Annotated in this window: 13 protein-coding genes; 4 read left to right on the top strand and 9 right to left on the bottom strand. The window is 58.8% G+C overall.

Annotated elements, in window-relative coordinates; all coding sequences use genetic code 11:
- Positions 1–196: 196 nt before the first annotated feature.
- From OKW35_RS11995 to OKW35_RS11960, 8 genes are all read right to left on the bottom strand, one after another.
- Positions 197–1,627 carry an aldehyde dehydrogenase family protein gene (locus tag OKW35_RS11995; RefSeq protein ID WP_429552091.1) on the bottom strand — a complete coding sequence of 477 codons (1,431 nt, stop codon included), beginning with the start codon at positions 1,625–1,627 and terminating at the stop codon, positions 197–199.
- Positions 1,624–3,324 carry an NAD(P)-binding domain-containing protein gene (locus OKW35_RS11990; RefSeq protein ID WP_429552090.1) on the bottom strand — a complete coding sequence of 567 codons (1,701 nt, stop codon included), beginning with the start codon at positions 3,322–3,324 and terminating at the stop codon, positions 1,624–1,626. The genes OKW35_RS11995 and OKW35_RS11990 overlap by 4 nt, the downstream gene beginning before the upstream one ends.
- Positions 3,325–3,398: 74 nt before the next feature.
- Positions 3,399–4,373, bottom strand: coding sequence for a Bug family tripartite tricarboxylate transporter substrate binding protein (locus OKW35_RS11985; protein ID WP_429552089.1), 975 nt, complete (start codon positions 4,371–4,373; stop codon positions 3,399–3,401).
- 97 nt (positions 4,374–4,470) lie between these two features.
- Positions 4,471–5,847, bottom strand: coding sequence for an MmgE/PrpD family protein (locus tag OKW35_RS11980; protein ID WP_429552088.1), 1,377 nt, complete (start codon positions 5,845–5,847; stop codon positions 4,471–4,473).
- A 371-nt stretch (positions 5,848–6,218) separates the two neighbouring features.
- The gene (locus tag OKW35_RS11975) at positions 6,219–7,313 is read right to left on the bottom strand and encodes an amidohydrolase family protein (RefSeq protein ID WP_429552087.1); all 1,095 of its coding nucleotides are present in this window, start codon (positions 7,311–7,313) and stop codon (positions 6,219–6,221) included.
- 69 nt (positions 7,314–7,382) lie between these two features.
- Complete coding sequence (locus OKW35_RS11970; RefSeq protein ID WP_429552086.1) at positions 7,383–9,230, bottom strand: NAD-binding protein; 1,848 nt, start codon at positions 9,228–9,230, stop codon at positions 7,383–7,385.
- A gap of 43 nt (positions 9,231–9,273) precedes the next feature.
- Entirely contained in the window at positions 9,274–10,641 is a 1,368-nt protein-coding gene (locus OKW35_RS11965; RefSeq protein WP_429552085.1) for an MFS transporter, read from the bottom strand.
- Between the two features lie 210 nt (positions 10,642–10,851).
- Entirely contained in the window at positions 10,852–11,076 is a 225-nt protein-coding gene (locus OKW35_RS11960; protein ID WP_429552084.1) for a rubredoxin, read from the bottom strand.
- Positions 11,077–11,444: 368 nt separating this feature from the next.
- Here OKW35_RS11960 and OKW35_RS11955 point away from each other — a divergent pair, with 368 nt between their 5' ends.
- From OKW35_RS11955 to OKW35_RS11945, 3 genes are all read left to right on the top strand, one after another.
- On the top strand, positions 11,445–12,614 hold the full coding sequence (locus OKW35_RS11955) for a thiolase domain-containing protein (RefSeq protein WP_429552083.1): 1,170 nt from the start codon (positions 11,445–11,447) through the stop codon (positions 12,612–12,614).
- A gap of 5 nt (positions 12,615–12,619) precedes the next feature.
- On the top strand, positions 12,620–13,021 hold the full coding sequence (locus OKW35_RS11950) for a Zn-ribbon domain-containing OB-fold protein (protein ID WP_429552082.1): 402 nt from the start codon (positions 12,620–12,622) through the stop codon (positions 13,019–13,021).
- Between the two features lie 83 nt (positions 13,022–13,104).
- Entirely contained in the window at positions 13,105–14,271 is a 1,167-nt protein-coding gene (locus OKW35_RS11945) for a lactonase family protein (protein ID WP_429552081.1), read from the top strand.
- A gap of 43 nt (positions 14,272–14,314) precedes the next feature.
- On the opposite strand, the gene OKW35_RS11940 is transcribed toward OKW35_RS11945, so the two are convergent.
- The gene (locus OKW35_RS11940) at positions 14,315–15,142 is read right to left on the bottom strand and encodes an SDR family NAD(P)-dependent oxidoreductase (protein ID WP_429552080.1); all 828 of its coding nucleotides are present in this window, start codon (positions 15,140–15,142) and stop codon (positions 14,315–14,317) included.
- A gap of 257 nt (positions 15,143–15,399) precedes the next feature.
- Between OKW35_RS11940 and OKW35_RS11935 the strand changes: the two genes are divergently transcribed.
- On the top strand, positions 15,400–16,521 hold the full coding sequence (locus tag OKW35_RS11935) for a CapA family protein (protein WP_429552079.1): 1,122 nt from the start codon (positions 15,400–15,402) through the stop codon (positions 16,519–16,521).
- Positions 16,522–16,570 lie beyond the last annotated feature (49 nt).

The raw sequence follows: 16,570 nt of genomic DNA, 5'->3' as shown, positions 1-16,570 counted from the left end.
GCGCGCGCACCTGCACGAGCAGCCTGATACCGCTTTGACAGACAACGAGGTGACTCTCCTCGTCAGAACCCGAAAAAAGCCGGCGCATGCGCGCCGGTAAACCCCTGGATCTATATTCGCCTCGTCAGCCTGCTGGCGTGATCACCTGATACCGCGCCAGATCGTGTCGTACAAACGCCCGGCGCGGTTCGCAGTTTTAGGCTGCAGCGCTCACGAAACCAAGCATCGCCTTGACTTCCAGATACTCCTCCAAACCGAAGACCCCCATCTCCCGCCCGTTACCCGACTGTTTATATCCTCCCATCGGCGCAACGTTGTTCGATGGCGCGCCGTTGAGGAAAATTCGGCCAGCCTGCATGCGCTCGGCGACACGACGGGCATTCTCCACGTTCGAGGAGAAGAGATACCCCCCTAGACCATAGCGAGTTCCGTTGGCAATCTCGATGGCATCGTCGATGTCGCGGTATGTGATGACGGAAAGTACGGGCCCAAAAATTTCCTCCTGAGCAACCGTCATGTCTCGAGTAACACCCGAGAACACGGTTGGCCGAATAAAGAACCCTTTTTTGATGCCTTCCGGGCGACCTGGGCCGCCCGTGACGACGTTCGCGCCCTCCTGAATACCCAGTTCGATGAAATGCTGGACCCGCTCAAACTGCGCTCGGTTGACGACCGGTCCAATGGTGGTTTCCGGGTTCTTCGGGTCGCCTACTTTCACCGACTGCGCTTCCTTCCGGATCAGTTCGATCAGTTCATCTGCCTGGCCTTCCGACACGAGCATGCGCGTCGGAGAATGGCACGACTGGCCCGTGTTCGAGAAGCCGCGAGAGACGTTGAACCGAGCAGCAGCGGCGAGATCCGCATCGGGCAGAATGATGTTCGCGGACTTGCCGCCCAGTTCCTGACACACGCGCTTCACGGTGCCAGCCGCGGCCTGAGCCACCATCACGCCAGCACGGGTGCTTCCCGTAAATGAAACCATATCGATGCCGGGGTGACGCGAGATGGCTTCGCCGACGGTCGGACCGTCTCCGTTCATCAGATTAAACACGCCCGGCGGTACGCCCGCGGCATCGAGCGCCTCCGCGAGAACGACCGCACTGAGCGGAGTGAACTCGCTTGGTTTCGCAACGACGGTGCAACCTGCGGCAAATGCAGATGCCAGCTTCTGACACAACAACTGCAAAGGCCAATTCCAGGCAGAGATCAGGCCGCACACACCGATCGGCTCCCGACGAACCACGTTGTCGCCGAGCATGTGTTCAAACGAGTATTCCCGCAGCGTGACGATTGCCTGACGGAAGGCCTGAACGGCTGTCCCCGTCTGCCCTTTCAAATTGCTCGGGGCACCCATCTCTTCGGTGACCGCATCCATCAGATCCGACTGCCGATGTAACAGCGAATCAACGATACTGCTCAAGAGTTCCATACGCCATTCCTTCTTCGACTGCGAGAAGGATGCGAATGCTCGTCGCGCCGCTTCAACGGCCCTTTCAACGTCCTCAGCGCTTCCGAGCGTGACGTGCCCATAGGCTTCTTCGGTCGCCGGGTTGATCAGTTCAAAGAGGCCCTTGCCCACTGGCTCCGTCCATTTTCCGTCGATGTAAAACCGGTCAAGCTTCTTCATGATTTCTCAATCCCTTGAAAAGATTCAATCCCGTAGAGGCGGCCAAGCTCATCGACCTGCGCCCCCGGTCCCAAAATTCTTGATCCTGCTTCCAGGACCGTTCTCGCCACGTTGAGCATAGGCAGAGGAGCTCCCGTAGCGCGGCCCATGCGACCGATCAGCTGTTGATCTTTCAGCACGGTCATCAGTGTGGCGTCGGCCGTAGGATCACCGGTCACGATAGAGCGCAGGATTCGGTCAAGCGCTCCCGAGGCGCTCACCCCAGACGACAACGCCGCGTGCAAAGTGTCAATCCGAATGCCGAACGCCGCTGCAATTGACAGCATCTCGTAGATGACCAGCCGGTTGCCCACACCGAGCGCGTTTTTTACAAGCTTGACGGCCTGCCCGGAGCCAGGCTCGCCGAAATACAAGACCTCGCCGCCCATCGCCTTCAGTATTGGACTCGCGCGGGAAAAGGCCTCCTTCTCGGCGCCGCACATCGTAACGAGGCGACCATTCCGGGCTCCTTCCGGCCCCCCCGTCACAGGAGCGTCGATCATCGCCACTCCGGCAATCGCGAGCCGTTCGCTAAAGCGAATTGCATCGGCCGGGCTGCACGTCGTCTGATCGATCACTATCGTTCCGCGACTCAGGGATGCATACATCCCACGAGTACCAAAGAGGACCTGTTCAACCTCCTTCGCACTGGGAACGCAAAGAAAAATCACATCGCATACAGCAGCAAGCGAGGCGACATCCGGAGCCGCGCGCGCACCTTCGCGCGTGAGGCGTTCGACCTTCACAGGATCAGGATCGAAAACATGAAGTTCTCGAACCACCCGTAAGGCCTGCCCGGCTAGAGCGCTACCCATCGCCCCCAGACCAACGTAGCCAATCACCGGCGGTGCGGCCTCATCGCCTCCGGTATATTCCTCTGCCTTGCTGGTGGTCACGTCACTTCGTCGAAACCCGACGAGCCGCTCATAGTTAGAAAACGGGTCGCCAGCAACCCGCCGGGCGTCATCGCCTTCACCCGTCTCCAGGCTCAACAGCGCCGTTGCAGCCGCAGTCAGGGGCAGCGGCAGGCCCAGCGGCATTGCGACACCGACGAGGTATCCGAGCATCTTCAAGGCTGAGCCCGGCTTCCCGGCGTCAGCGCCTGTTGCATCGAGAAGGCGATGGAAAAATAGCTCGGCCTGCCGGCTGCGGCCGCTACTGTGGGCAACCACTGATGCAACCCGGTCAACGGGTAAGCCTGAACGCACACCGAGACCAGCAGCTTCAATGATTACCATCCGGCTGAGTGTGCAGATGGCATGCTGTATAGACGAGATCAATTGAGCGGCAGCTAATCGTGATCCGCAATACAGAGCGTCCAGCGACGTTCGCGCGAAGATCGACGCAACCTCTTCACCTGCTCCGGGGTCGCCGGACAGGAACACCCTGCCTGCGTCCGTCTCGCCAAGCGACAAGGCGGCCGATACGGCCGGTACATGCACCGTCGTATCGAAGCACGCGTCTCCCTCACGCCAATCTTCGTCGGCGAGCGTCACGAGTATGACGTTCGAATCGGGCGCAAAGCCGGTGATGAGCCGTTTCCTGAGATTTGGACTGACGTCGGAGGCGATCAGGATGCACATGTGATCGCCGCTCCACAATTCGGCGCTGTGTTTTTCGCCTGCGCTCACCCACTCCAAGGCATCCAGTTCAATCAATGCAGCTCGCCACCTGGCTGATGGTTCCCCCACGCAGACGACCGATCGCATTATTGCTCCTTAGGTGTCCGCGACTATTGCTTAGGAATTCCCATCGCCTTGATCATGTCCTGATTGTCGGTCAGATCCTTGTTCAGGAACGTGCCCGAATCCGCAGTGGTCTTGTAAAACGGCTCCGTGCCTTGCGCTTCCAACTTTGCCTTCAACGCCGGATCACTTAGCACCTTTGCCATGGCGTCGTTTAGCTTTTTGACAACATCCTTCGGCGTTCCGGCCGGCGCGAACAGTCCGAGCCAGTAGTAATAGGTGAAACCCGGCAGCCCTTGCTGCGCAGCCGTGGGAACGTCGGCAAGTACGGGCAGGCGCGAGTCGCTGGTGACCGCGAGTGCCTTAAGAAGCCCACCATGCAGGCCGGCCGCGCTACTGCCGTATGCGTCGATCATGAAGCTCACCCGGCCCGCAATCACATCGGGCATCGCAGCACCATTGCCCTTGAAGGGCACATGCTGCATCTGGAGTTTCGCCTGCTTAAGCATCATTGCCGCAGCGATATGCGTCGTCGTACCGATCCCAGCTGATCCGTAAGTGATCTGTCCCGGATGCGCTTTCGCATCTGCGATCAGATCGCTGAGGCTTTTGTAACTCGACTTTGCTCCTGCGACGATGAGGGCTGGTGACCGTGCGAAGGTCCCAACCAAAGTGAAATCCTTCAGAGCGTCAAAGCCTGGCTCCTTGTTGAGCGCTTCCTGGATGGAAATTGTGCTACCTGTGGACATCAGGGTGTACCCGTCAGCCGGTTGCTCCTTCGTGTATCGAATCCCCACCAGGCCACCCGCCCCGGTCCGGTTGTCTACGAGTACCGATTGGCCAAGCACCTCGCCGAGCCTTTGTGCAACGACCCGGGTGGTCACGTCACCCCATCCACCGGCCGATACGGGCACGATAATCCTTATCGTTCGGGACGGGTAGTCGGCCGACGAAGCAATGCCTGAATATCCACTGGCAGCAGCGATCAGCATTCCGATTGCAAATTTTTTCAACGTCTTCACTTGTGTCTCCTCGCTTCATTTTCGCGCGACTGCAGAGCATGAAGCCTGCGTTGCGCGACAGTTAAATCAATTGCGCCAGCACAGCGCAAGTCTCCTCTCACGACGGCATATCTGCTTTTATCGTGTCGATCAGATCGCGGATGCTCGAGAGAGCATTCATGTCCTGTATCTGGGCGAAACTGGCGGCTACGCGCCTGGCGCCCACCCCACCGTATGGCATCAGGGCCTCATATTTCTGCCTGAGTTCGACCCAGCGGATTCCCCGCACCGCCGCACCTTTGGGTGCAAGCACAGATGTCTCGTGAACCGCACCACCAACAGTCGTTATCCGCACGATCGCGCCGCTTTTGAAATCCGCTTTGTTCGGAACGTCATAATCGAGCCGGGTAACACGATCGAAGAGGGAACGAATGCGCGGATCGGCGATCTTTTCAGGAAGAGCATGCTGCCAGCCATACTCGCGGTCCGCGGCTCCAGCGGCGGCGAAGTAGAACGGACTGTGGGCGATGCCGATGAGGTCGGTCGGATGCTTCGGCCCAGGGAACGGATAGTCGGGGAGCGTGAATTCGATTTCCTTGATGTCAGCTACATCAAGATCGCCCTCCGTTGCCGCGATGGCTGCGGCTTCCGCTACAGCATGAAATGGAGAGCCACCAGGAACCAGCTTGATGCCTAACTCTGTCTGAAGGCTCCACTTCGTGCCGAGTTGCTCGACAGCACTCTTTGCCTGATTGCTTGTGCCGAGCGTATCGAAAAAGCCTCGTGGCATTTCAAACCCGGCCAGATCTGCGGTGTATCCATGTTTTGCCGCTTCGGCCGCGTTCACGCCCATCATCGCTGCATTCCCTGCGTGATACTCACGCGCAAGGCTCGTTGCAGCAACAGCGTGCAGGCCTCCTAACGACGTCGCTGCGAGCACCAGCGCATGTGCCGCCTGATCAGGATGAAGCTTAAGAAGACGCGCCGCAGCTGCCGTCGCAGCGAACGTCGCGACCACACAACCGTGAAAGCCCTTGCGTTGCAAGCCACCAATCATCGCCGTGTTTATGTTTCCCGCAACTTCGTAACCCGCGATGACGGCTTCAAGAACCTGAGCTCCGCTTGCATTGCAAGCTTCCCCAACGGCGATCGCGGCTGCGCAGGCTTGCGTGCCGCTGTGAACGATATTACGCAGGTCACTGTCGTCGGATGCGGCCGCATCGCTCATGAGGCCGTTCAGACGTGCCGTAGCTACCGCGGGCAATCTGTCCCAGCCCCCAAACCAAACCGTACTGACCGGGAAACCACCACGTTCATTTTCAAGTTTTCTGATCAGTTTGCTGGATTGCAGGGTCGATCCCAATGCTGCGCTCGCCAAAGTACTGGCTACCAGCATCTTTCCGTATTCCAGAACGTCGCTCGGGAAGCTCGCCAGACTCGCATTCGCGATGAACCGACCGTAGCGCTGCGCTACTGTTTCAGTGCGATAGGACAAATCCGTCTCCTGTTGATTTTTTCCTGCGGGCCCGCTTGCCAAACCTCTCTCGCGCGACCGCTTGTCGGGTTGCGCTCCAGGCTGGCTCGTACAGAGCCGTTCAAATCACTTTACGACCGCCAAAGGATTCAAGTCAACAAAAAAAGAAACCAGTTCCGATCAGAGAAACACCAAGTCACCAGCTGCAGTGATGCAAATTTGCTATCTGAGTGGATCACAGCAGCGAAAGGGCCGCGCTCTCGAACTACCGATGCGCCTGAAAATCTGGCCGTCGCCCATACTGATGAAAAAAGGGGAAAGGCGCCCCCAACCCCGCTGTGACCCGACGTTTGCGTCTGGCCACGACCAGGGGGCACTGCATAAGTTCGCGCTTACGACGGTGTCAGGCCAATCGGCCGTTGCATTCTGTAGGCCTGCGCAGCCGTGCCGCTATAGAGCGCAAGCTTTTCTGACGGGGAGAAGCGCTCGGTGATCCGCTTGAACGCATTCCAGAGAACGCCATAACCACAACTCTGTTTATCGACTGGGAAGTTGCTTTCAAACATGCACCGTTCGGGGCCAAACAGTTCTATGCACGTCTCTACGTATGGCCTCCAGCAGACCGCCAGATCGTTGGACGACGGCGGCCTGTCGCGAAGATGGAAATCCCACCCTGCGTAAAGCATCCCCAGGCCGCCAATCTTGACCATCACATTCGGGTAGCCCGCGACCCGCTTCATATTTTCTCGCCAGGCGCCGAAGACAGCTGCACGGTCGGTGTGCGGTTCTACGCCAAGGACGCCTCCCGCGTGATCAACGACGACAGAAGCGTGGGGATAATCATGCAGAAGGGAAACGAGGTCAGGCAATTGCGGATAGAAGAGCCATGCATCGAATGTGAGGCCGAGTGGAATGAGTCTGGCGAATCCTCGTCTGAAGGTCGCGTCGGAAAGAAGATGTGGTCTTGCGAAGGTCCGCCCGTATCCAGCGCTGCCACTGTCCCAGGTAGCGCTGTGCCGAATTCCCTTGAGCCGTTTGCCTCCGGCCTCCGCCATTGCATCGAGCACAGGCTGCACGTCGTCCCCGAGAGTCAGATCTGCGTGCGCAATGATCCCTTCGCACACTCGCGGCCCGCCCGGGTTCTGAATCTCGCAGGCGTCCGCGAACGAACGCGCGAACTCAACCTCGCCGACGGGCTGCATCGACGGGGGGCCCTCTTTCCGATATCCGGACTTGAACTGCACGAACACCGTCGATTCAATACGGTGACCGCTGGAAAGGTCATGCATCAGTTCGGACGTCATGTACCGTCCGCGTTCGTCATCCCAGACATGATGATGGGGATCGATGATTGGAAGATCCGGTTCGAGGGCCTCCTCACTCAGCAGGTCGGTCCATTTCGCCAACTCGACGATCTGACGATGGGTAGTTCCCTTGAACGCCACACTCGCAGTCCCGCGGGAGTGCGCCACTTCATTCCTGTCCATGCCGATCCGACCTTTTCAATGAATTCCACTGACGATGAAAATCATGCGCACATGCCATAGTGCGCTCCGCTACGCACGCCGTCCGGTGTCCGATCCGGCATTCCTGACTTCGACTCCGGCCCACCGCTCATACTGCAGCGCGATAGTCGTGACGTCGTCAGTCGGCCGCGTAGATGCCTGGACGAGACCATAGATACCTCGTACCTTGTCGAAGATCCAGGTGGTCACGCCGAGCTGGCGCGCCTCGTCGGTTGCTGTGGTGAGTCGGGCGGATACCTCGGCCAAACTGAAGCCGTAGTTGAAGTTGCGTGTCGCCACCTCGCCGGGCAGAATGCGTGAACTCGCCGCATTGCGACCTGTCTCGATTCCCATGATCTTTGCCATCTGCTCGGGAGTGAGTCCTGCTTTGGCTCCGGCGACATACGCTTCGCTGGTTACCGCCAGCAAAGTTGCGAACAGCGTCGTATGGATGTGCAGCATTAAATGTGCGGCGCCGACGGTCGACCCGATGTCGAAGGCGTCGCGACATAGCGTTGCGATGGCATGGCCTGCTGCCTGAATGGCTACTGCTTCACCACCGACGATCATCACACCATCACCCGCCACGACCTCGCGATGCGTTCCGGCGTGAAGCACGTCGCAATAAGGGAGCTTTGAACCCAGAAGCGCCTTTATCCCGGCCGCTTTACTTACTGCCATCGCACACATGTTCACAACTACTGCTCCGTCACAGGCAGTTTTTCGCGCGCGACCGGCAATCGCGCTTTCTGATTCCCTGTCCGTTACACCAAGGAGTGTCACGGTGACGTGTGACGAATGTGGCGCCCCCAGACGGGTCAGGTGCGAGTCGTCCTCATTTTGCTGACAAACGAAGCCCGACGCGACCAGCCGATCCGTCAACCCGCGCACCGACGCCTGACTGCAGATCAGCACCAGCGGTCGATGCGCGGGTTCAGGACACGAAAGCCGACATGACGGCTCTTCAACAGTACTGATTACTTCAATGCCAGCCCATGGTTCAAGGTAGGTTATCAGGGAGGTACCGTCCCGGTCGTACCCGCCTTGGGTAGACGCGAATTTCCAGATCTGCTGGGCTGCCTGGGCCACCCACATTGGAACGCCGCGAGCTTGGGCGTCTTCGACAGACAGGCTGATGTCCTTCGCCGTGATCGCCATCCGGGCACCAAAATCGAAGCGGCGCGGCAACACTGAACGCCCAAACTTGTTCCGGGAGGCACTCGTGCTCGCGTCTCCCGAATTGATAATCTCAAGCATCCGCCGCGGCGCAAGTCCGCCCTTGACACCCAGAATGAACGCTTCGCATGTCGACGCCATGCCGGTCGCAGACAGGAGGTTGTTCAGTAATTTCAGCGTCTGCGCCTTACCCGATTCCTCTCCAAGATAGAGCACCGTGGCGCTGGCGAGCGTCGCCATGACTGCGGCAACGCAATCGTAGGCCGCCCGTGGCCCCGAGCACATGATTCCCAATGTGCCATTGCCCGCGGTCGTGACATTTCCGGTAATCGGAGAATCGAGCAGCGCAATGTCACGGGCTGAGAGCGCCTCCGCCACTTCCCGCGCGAAGTTCGCACCCGTCGTCGAAAAATCGACCACGACGCGAACTGCAGAACCTTCAGCAACCCCCGCTTCGCCAAAGATGACATCGCGAATCGCCGGAAGCGATGGCAAACACAGGAGAACAATACTGCATTGATCCGCTACATCCCGGGCCGAGGCCATCGCCTGTGCACCGCACGCCACGACCGAGTCGACCGCCGCACGGTTGAAGTCGTTGACGAACAGCTTGTAGCCCTGGCGGGCAAGATGGCGTGCCATCGGTGCGCCCATGGCGCCGAGTCCAATGAAGCCGATCGAAGTATCGAGATCGAATTTTGCTTTCAGCTCTACCGTGTCCATGCACATCTACCGTTATTAATTTATGACCGAAGCCAGATGACGATTACAGGGACGAGTCCTGGCGCTCTCGCAGCGCGGCGGCCGGCACACCGACCAGAATGATCAGACCTCCAGCGAGCGCGATTGCTGCAATGGTGTACAAGCCGATCGCAATACTGTGGGTATTCGTCATGAGCCATCCAAGCCAGGTTGGCGTCAGCAGTGAACCCGCCTGCCCGAGACTGCTCATCAGCGCGATACCCGCCGCAACCGACCCGGCCGAAAAATACGCCGGTGGAATCGTCCAGAACATCGTGCTGCCTGCGTAATATGCGATGCCGAGCAGCGACAGGCATCCGATCGTGAGCACCGGGTTGCTGCCTACCTGAGGCAGCAGCACAAGTCCGACTGCTCCAATGGAAATCGAGAAAAAGTAATGCCAGCGCCTCTCTACGTGCTTGTCGGAATGCCGCGCAATCAGGATCATTCCGATGGCACCAAAAATCGAAGGTATCGCTGAGAGCATCGCGACGTGGAGAATATCTTTCACCCCTGCACGGTGGATGATCGTCGGTATCCAATAGTTCATCACGATGCCAAGCATCGGTGTAACCAGAGAAGCGAGTACGACGACATAGACCCGTGGATCCCGGAGAACCGCGAGCAGTCCCTGATGGCCAGTTGAACCTTTGAACTTCCTGTCAGCCTGGATATTGTCGGTCAGGATCTGCTTCTCGGCGTCGGTGAGCCATTTAGCGTCCTTGGGGCGGTCGTCGAGATAGAAGTATGCGATAACACCTAGCAGGATCGCTGGCAGCCCTTCAAGCAGGAATAGCCACTGCCAGTCACGCAACCCTGCCACATTGTTGAAACTGTGAAGGATCCACCCCGCGATGGGACCGCCCACGATTCCGGAGACGGCGATCGAAAGCAAAAAGCGCGATGTGATGCGTGCACGTCGAGCGGACGGAAACCAGTAGGTAAGGTATAGAAGAAGCCCTGGGTAAAAGCCTGCTTCTGCCGCACCGAGAAGAATGCGCGCGAGGTAAAACTGGGTGGTCGTGTGGATGAACATCATCGAGCACGTTACCGCGCCCCACAGCACCATGATGCGAGTCATGGTCAGCCGAGCCCCGATTCGTTCCAGCAACAGGTTACTGGGTACCTCGAAAAGAACGTAGCCAATCGAAAACAGCCCGACCCCCAACCCGTAGGCCGCGTCAGAAAGCGCGAGATCCTGGGACAGTGACATCTTGGCAAAACCAAGGTTCACCCTGTCAAGGTAATTCACCACCCAACACAGGAAAAGAAACGGCACGAGTCGGAGCGCAACCTTGCGATACGTGTGCTGTATCTGCTGATCGGTCGCGCCAGACCTGCCTGCTACGCTATCACCCCAATCTTCAAGAGGCGGCTGCACTGACTGGCTCATGGTGTCTCCTTCAACCGTCTTGCGCGGCTGAATTGTCTTTTCTGGGACTGGTCAGCTTCTGCCTCGACGGACCAGAAGCCTTCATTTAGTTGCTCGGCACGACGGTTGGTGCGCGCGGGTGTCGGTGTGGGACCGGAAGTGACGAGAGTATCGTATCGCAAGCTACACCGGCGACAACACCACGGGCCCTTCATCCGCATCCGTCATACTTTATACCTCCACCATGTCGAAGTCGGCCTTGCCTACCGAACACTCGGGGCAAACCCAATTGGCCGGCACGTCCTCCCACCGGGTGCCCGGCGCGATGCCCTCCGATGGAAGCCCCTCCGCCTCATCGTAGATAAAGCCGCACAACGCGCATTGCCAGATCCTGAACTCCGCCTGCGGCTGCACCGCAGCATTTTCCGTAGTCACTTCCCTCACCTCTTCGCTCATTTTCCTCTCCAGGACAGCGCCCACGCGCTGACGATCCCATCTGCGAATGCCAGACGACCAGGTGTCCCTGATCAACGCATCCCGCTCAGGCAACGACGCCAGTGTCCCTACGAACATTCAGGTCAACCGCATCTGCGCCCGCCTCCTCGTTGCGCGAAAGCCTGATTCCGTGATTCCGTGATTTCCCGTGATTTCGTGGAACGCTTCCGAGCATGAACCGATGGTATCATGGTTCTGACTGATAGCATTGATTCCGCTCAGTGAAACTGGCGAGAGCAGAAGGACAGTCATCAGAACCCTCCCGCGCATCCCTCGTGACAGCCGGTTTGGACGCTGCGGATTCCTTCATCAAGACAGGAGACTTACGTATGACCATCAGAGGCAAGGCTTATATTGTCGGTGCCTACGAACACCCGTTACGCAAGGCGCCCCATCATTCGGTCGCCCAGCTCCACGCTGAGGTTGCGAAGGGCGCGATCGAGGACGCCGGACTCGCGCGCGACGACATCGACGGATTTTTCTGCGCAGGTGACGCACCTGGGGCAAACCCGTGGTCGCTCTCAGACTATCTAAATCTGACCAGGCTGCGCCACATCGATTCGACAGACATGGGAGGCTGTTCCTACCTGATTCACGTCGCACATGCTGCGCAAGCAATCGCGGCCGGCAAATGCAACGTCGCGCTCGTTACGCTCGCGGGGCGGCCAAATTCCGAGGGGAGTGCCGGAACGCAGGTCCGCAACCGGGGAACCAACCTCCCCGACGCCCCTTTCGAAATCCCGTACAGTCCGGTCCCATTAAACTTGTACGCGATGGCGGCGAAGCGCCATATGTACGAATTCGGGACCACAAACGAGCAACTGGCGTGGGTCAAGGTCGCGGCATCCCATCATGCGCAATACAACGAACACGCAATGCTGCGCTCCGTTGTATCCGTCGAGGACGTTCTGGCCTCGCCGATGATTTCAGATCCGCTGCACCGGCTTGACTCATGCGTTGTGAGCGATGGCGGGGGTGCGATCGTTATTGCGCGACCGGAAATCGCCAGGTCGCTTTCGCGTCCGCGTGTTCGCGTGCTGGGATGCGGAGAGTCGACAAAACACCTGACGGGTGGGGACGTCGACCTGACCTACACGACCGCCGCGCGGACCGGGCCGCGGGCTTTCGATGAGGCCGGAGTAACGCCGGCAGACATCCAGTACGCATCTATCTACGACAGTTTCACCATCACGGTAATTTTGCAACTCGAGGACCTCGGTTTCTGCCCGAAGGGAGAAGGCGGCCGGTTTGTGGCCGACGGCAACCTGATCTCCGGTACGGGAAGACTCCCCTTCAACACCGATGGTGGTGGCCTCTGCAACAACCACCCATCGAATCGTGGCGGGATGACGAAGATCATTGAGGCCGTACGACAGTTGCGGACCGAAGCTCACCTGTCGGTACAGGTTCCGAACTGCACGCTTGCCCTTGCAACCGGCATAGGCGGCGCTATCGGGAATCGCCACGGGGGCGCAACAGTGATTTTGGAAAGGGAGTAACTCACATGACTTCAACCGTCGCGGAACGCGAGATCACGGATCCCGCTATCAATCCTGGTGACGAACCTTATTTCGAAGCGGCCGATCAAGGTAAGTTGCTGCTGAAGGTCTGCTCAAGCTGCGGTCGAGCCCATCACTACCCTCGGTCCCTCTGCCCCTTCTGCTGGAGCACCGATCTGTCGTGGAAGGACGCCGCCGGCACCGGCGAAATCTACACTTACAGCGTCACCCGTCGAGGCGCCGGCGCACCTTATTGCATCGCCTATGTGAAGCTCGACGAGGGTCCCACGATGCTCACAAACATCGTCGACACCGACTATGACTCGATCAAAATCGGGCAGCGGGTTCAGGTGGTGTTCAAAAGGTCCGCGGGTGGCATCGCCATCCCGGTGTTCACGCCCGCCTGATCTCCTGATCGGGCGGCCTGTCGAGCATCCTCCGGTAGGAGGGGCGACCCCACCCGATCCTCCGCAATCTGGAGCCTCTAGCAATGAGCCTGATTTCACTATTCAGTGCCGTCGACGACATCGTGACGCGTTACGACGTCGACGTGGCGGCCGCAACCCTGACCCGGCGGGAAAGCATCCGGATCCTTGCAAAAGTCCAGTATGCCTGGCCCCATCCGCACGATCCATATCTCTATGTTGCGACCAGCGCCGCCGGACCGCGGGTGCTCTCGAGTTTCAATCACGTGAGCGCTTTCAGAATGGGCCATGACGGCGCACTGACGGCCCACGGTCCTTCGCGAGAGCTCGATCGCCGGGCGGTTCACACCTGCGTTGATCCTAGCGGGAAATACCTTCTGAGCGCGCACAACTTTCCGCGCAGCGGTCTGACCGTCCATCCCATTCTCGAAGACGGCACGATTGGCGACCCTATCCACCAGAATGATTGCCTTGACTGCGGCGCCTACCCTCATCAAGTACGCCTGCTGCCGTCGGCACGAGCAGCGTTGATCGTGGACCGGGGGAACCACGCACGATCAGACAAGGCGGAAGATCCTGGTGCGTTGAGACTGTTCCCATTTTCCTCAGGGAACCTCTCGCCGGGCGAAGTCGTCGCACCAGATCAAGGCTACGGTTTTGGCCCACGACACGTCGACTTTCATCCGACATGTCCATGGATGTATGTGTCAGACGAGCGCACCAATCAGCTCTATATGTTCCGGGTTACCGAGAACGCAGTTGAGAGTGAACCGGCGTACCGCTGTAGCCTTCTCGAAGCACCCGAGCGCGTTGACACACGGCAGCTCGGCGGTCCCATTCATGTCCACCCTTCGGGCCGTTACGTGTACGTCGCAAATCGCGCCGACCGGGCTGAAGAGTCCGACGGACAGAAAATTTTTGCTGGCGGTGAGAACAGCATCGCCGTCTTCGAGATTAACTCCCTGACGGGCGAGCCAACGCTCGTGCAGCATGCTCACACGCAAAGCATCCACGTGCGGACCTTTGCATGTGATCCTACCGGCAGACTGCTGGTGACAGCGAGCATCAAACCGCTTGCGGTGAGCGTCGACGGCAAGATCAGGACGATTCCCGCGGCTCTCACTGTATTCCGCGTGCGCGAAGACGGATCGCTCGAGTATGTCCGTCAGTATCCGGTGGAAACACAGGAAGGCCAGATGCAGTACTGGATGGGTATCGTTGCGGTCCGCTGATGCTCGAAGCGGAAGACAGCATTTTCGCTGTCTTCCGCTTCCATCAGATCCGGTTCAGAATCCGACCACCGTCAACAAGCAAAGACACGCCCGTGACGAACGACGCCTCGTCGGATGCCAGATACAAGGCGGCGTTGGCTACGTCCCACGCGGTGCCTTGCCGACCAAGGGGTACTTTGGCATCCCGTTCCGCGAGAACCTGTTCCCTGCTCTGGTTCCACTCACGAGCTCGCGTATCCACCGCCATCGGAGTGGCGATCAGCCCTGGCAAGATGCAGTTGGCACGGATCCCATGCGGTGCGTTCTGCAGCGCGAGTTGCTCAGTGAACGCAATAACGCCCGCTTTCGTCGCCTTGTAGGCCACATAGGGATACTTTCCCGGCCCCGCAGCCGACGAGACATTGACAATCACCCCGGAACGCTGTTCACGCATGATCGCCACCGCATGCTTGCACGCAAACACGGTTCCGCGCAGATTGATCCGGCAAATGTTGTCGAACCGTTCTTCGGTGAGGTCCATCAGGTCTGCATCGCCGCCACCGAGACTGACGCCTACATTGTTGTGCAATATGTCGACCGACCCCCACTTTTGTCTGGCATTTTGAATGGCGCTGGCGAGTTGGTCCTCGTGCGCGACGTCTGCAGCCACCGCATAAGCCTCGAAACCCTCGCCTCTTATGATTTGCGCGGTCGCCTCCGCTGATTCCAGCGACCTGTCGACGGCCAGAACGCGCGCTTCTTCCCTCGCAAAACGCATTGCCACTGCCCGTCCGTTACCCACACCTTCGCCCGGGCTCTGCCCTGCCCCGACCACAACCGCCACCTTGCCAGCGAGCCGGGCGCTCGCGGTCCAGCCATCAGTCTCAGTCACAAGCGTCTCCTTTGTATTCCACGTCACATCAACGCGAGCAGACGCGGGGAAACCTTTCAAACCGTTTCCGCGTACATCGCCCGGTCATCAAATGCTATCATAGGGTTCCTATAATCAATACGCGTTTCGATGAATGGAACCACAGGTCCGAGAACTGCGACGCGATCCTGACAGGTTTCCAAGGATGGCTAGTTACGCTAGCCTTTTAACAGTGCCCCGTTTTGGTCCGAACGGCCGGCAAAACACGAGGAGGCGGAATGACAAAGCTTGCATCGATTCTTATTGGCGGTGATTGCGGTCCCACCCATGGGCCACAGCAGGGTTTTCCTGTCGAGAGCTACACACACCTGGTAGCGCCTTACCTGCGCGACGCCGATTTCCGCTTCGTGAACTGCATGCGTACCTACTCCGACAGGGGAGTAAAGTCGGATCATGCGCCGCAGGTCTGTCAGCCGGTTGAGATGTCGACGCTTTTTACGGGAGGGCTGTTCGACGCCGTGACGATGGCAAATAACCACAGTCTCGATGCCGGCCCGGAAGCGATGCTCGACACGCGGAAGCTGTTTCTCGAAAAAGGCCTGCAGGTTACCGGTGCCGGGCGCGACCTGGATGAAGCCCGTCAGCCTGCAATCGTTGAAAAAGCAGGCGTCCGCGTCGGTTATCTCGGCTACACGTCGGTCGCAACCGCCGGGACCGACGCCGGTAAAGGAAAGCCGGGGGTCGTCAACATCCGTGTTAAGACGAGCTATGAGACGCGCGGGCCGCATCAGCCAGTTCGGGTATGGACCTCACCGATTCCGCAGGATCTTGCCCGGCTCACGGAGGACATCACAGATCTGCGCAAGAAGGTCGACGTAGTCGTACTCGCCTATCACGCCGGGGCGATTCGTCTTCCGAGAATCGTTTCCGACTATCAGGTTGCCGTCGCTCACGCAGCCATTGACGCGGGTGCCGATCTGGTCGTCGGACATGCGCCGCATATCCCCAAGGCGATCGAGGTGTACAAGGGGAAGGTCATCTTCTACAGCCTGGGCGTTTTTGCGATGACCAAATCTTTTGCTGCACCCGCATGGACGAATGAACCGGCATGGGCGCAAGGGGCTGTGCGCAACTTCATGGACCTCGATCCGGCATATCCGTTGATGCCTTATGGCAAAGACTGCACCCTCGCCCTGCTGGCGAAAGCCTATGTATCCCCCCAGGGCGTGGCAAAGGTCTCATTCCTTCCCGTCAAGTTCGATAGCCGCTATCGCCCCGAGGTGCTTCGCGCCGGTGATCCGCGGTTCGAGGAAGTTGTCGAATATATGAAATGGGCGTCGGAAGACATGCCTCACAAGTTCGACATCGAGAACGATGAGGTGGTAGTCACCGCGTCGTAAGTCAGCCGACGCATCGAACCGTTCAATTATCAAAGTTAAGGCAATTCAT

The organism is Paraburkholderia sp. MM5477-R1, assembly GCF_050436385.1.
In the GTDB taxonomy this organism is placed as follows: Bacteria; Pseudomonadota; Gammaproteobacteria; order Burkholderiales; family Burkholderiaceae; genus Paraburkholderia; species Paraburkholderia tuberum.
This window is presented reverse-complemented; position numbering and strand designations above follow the sequence as displayed.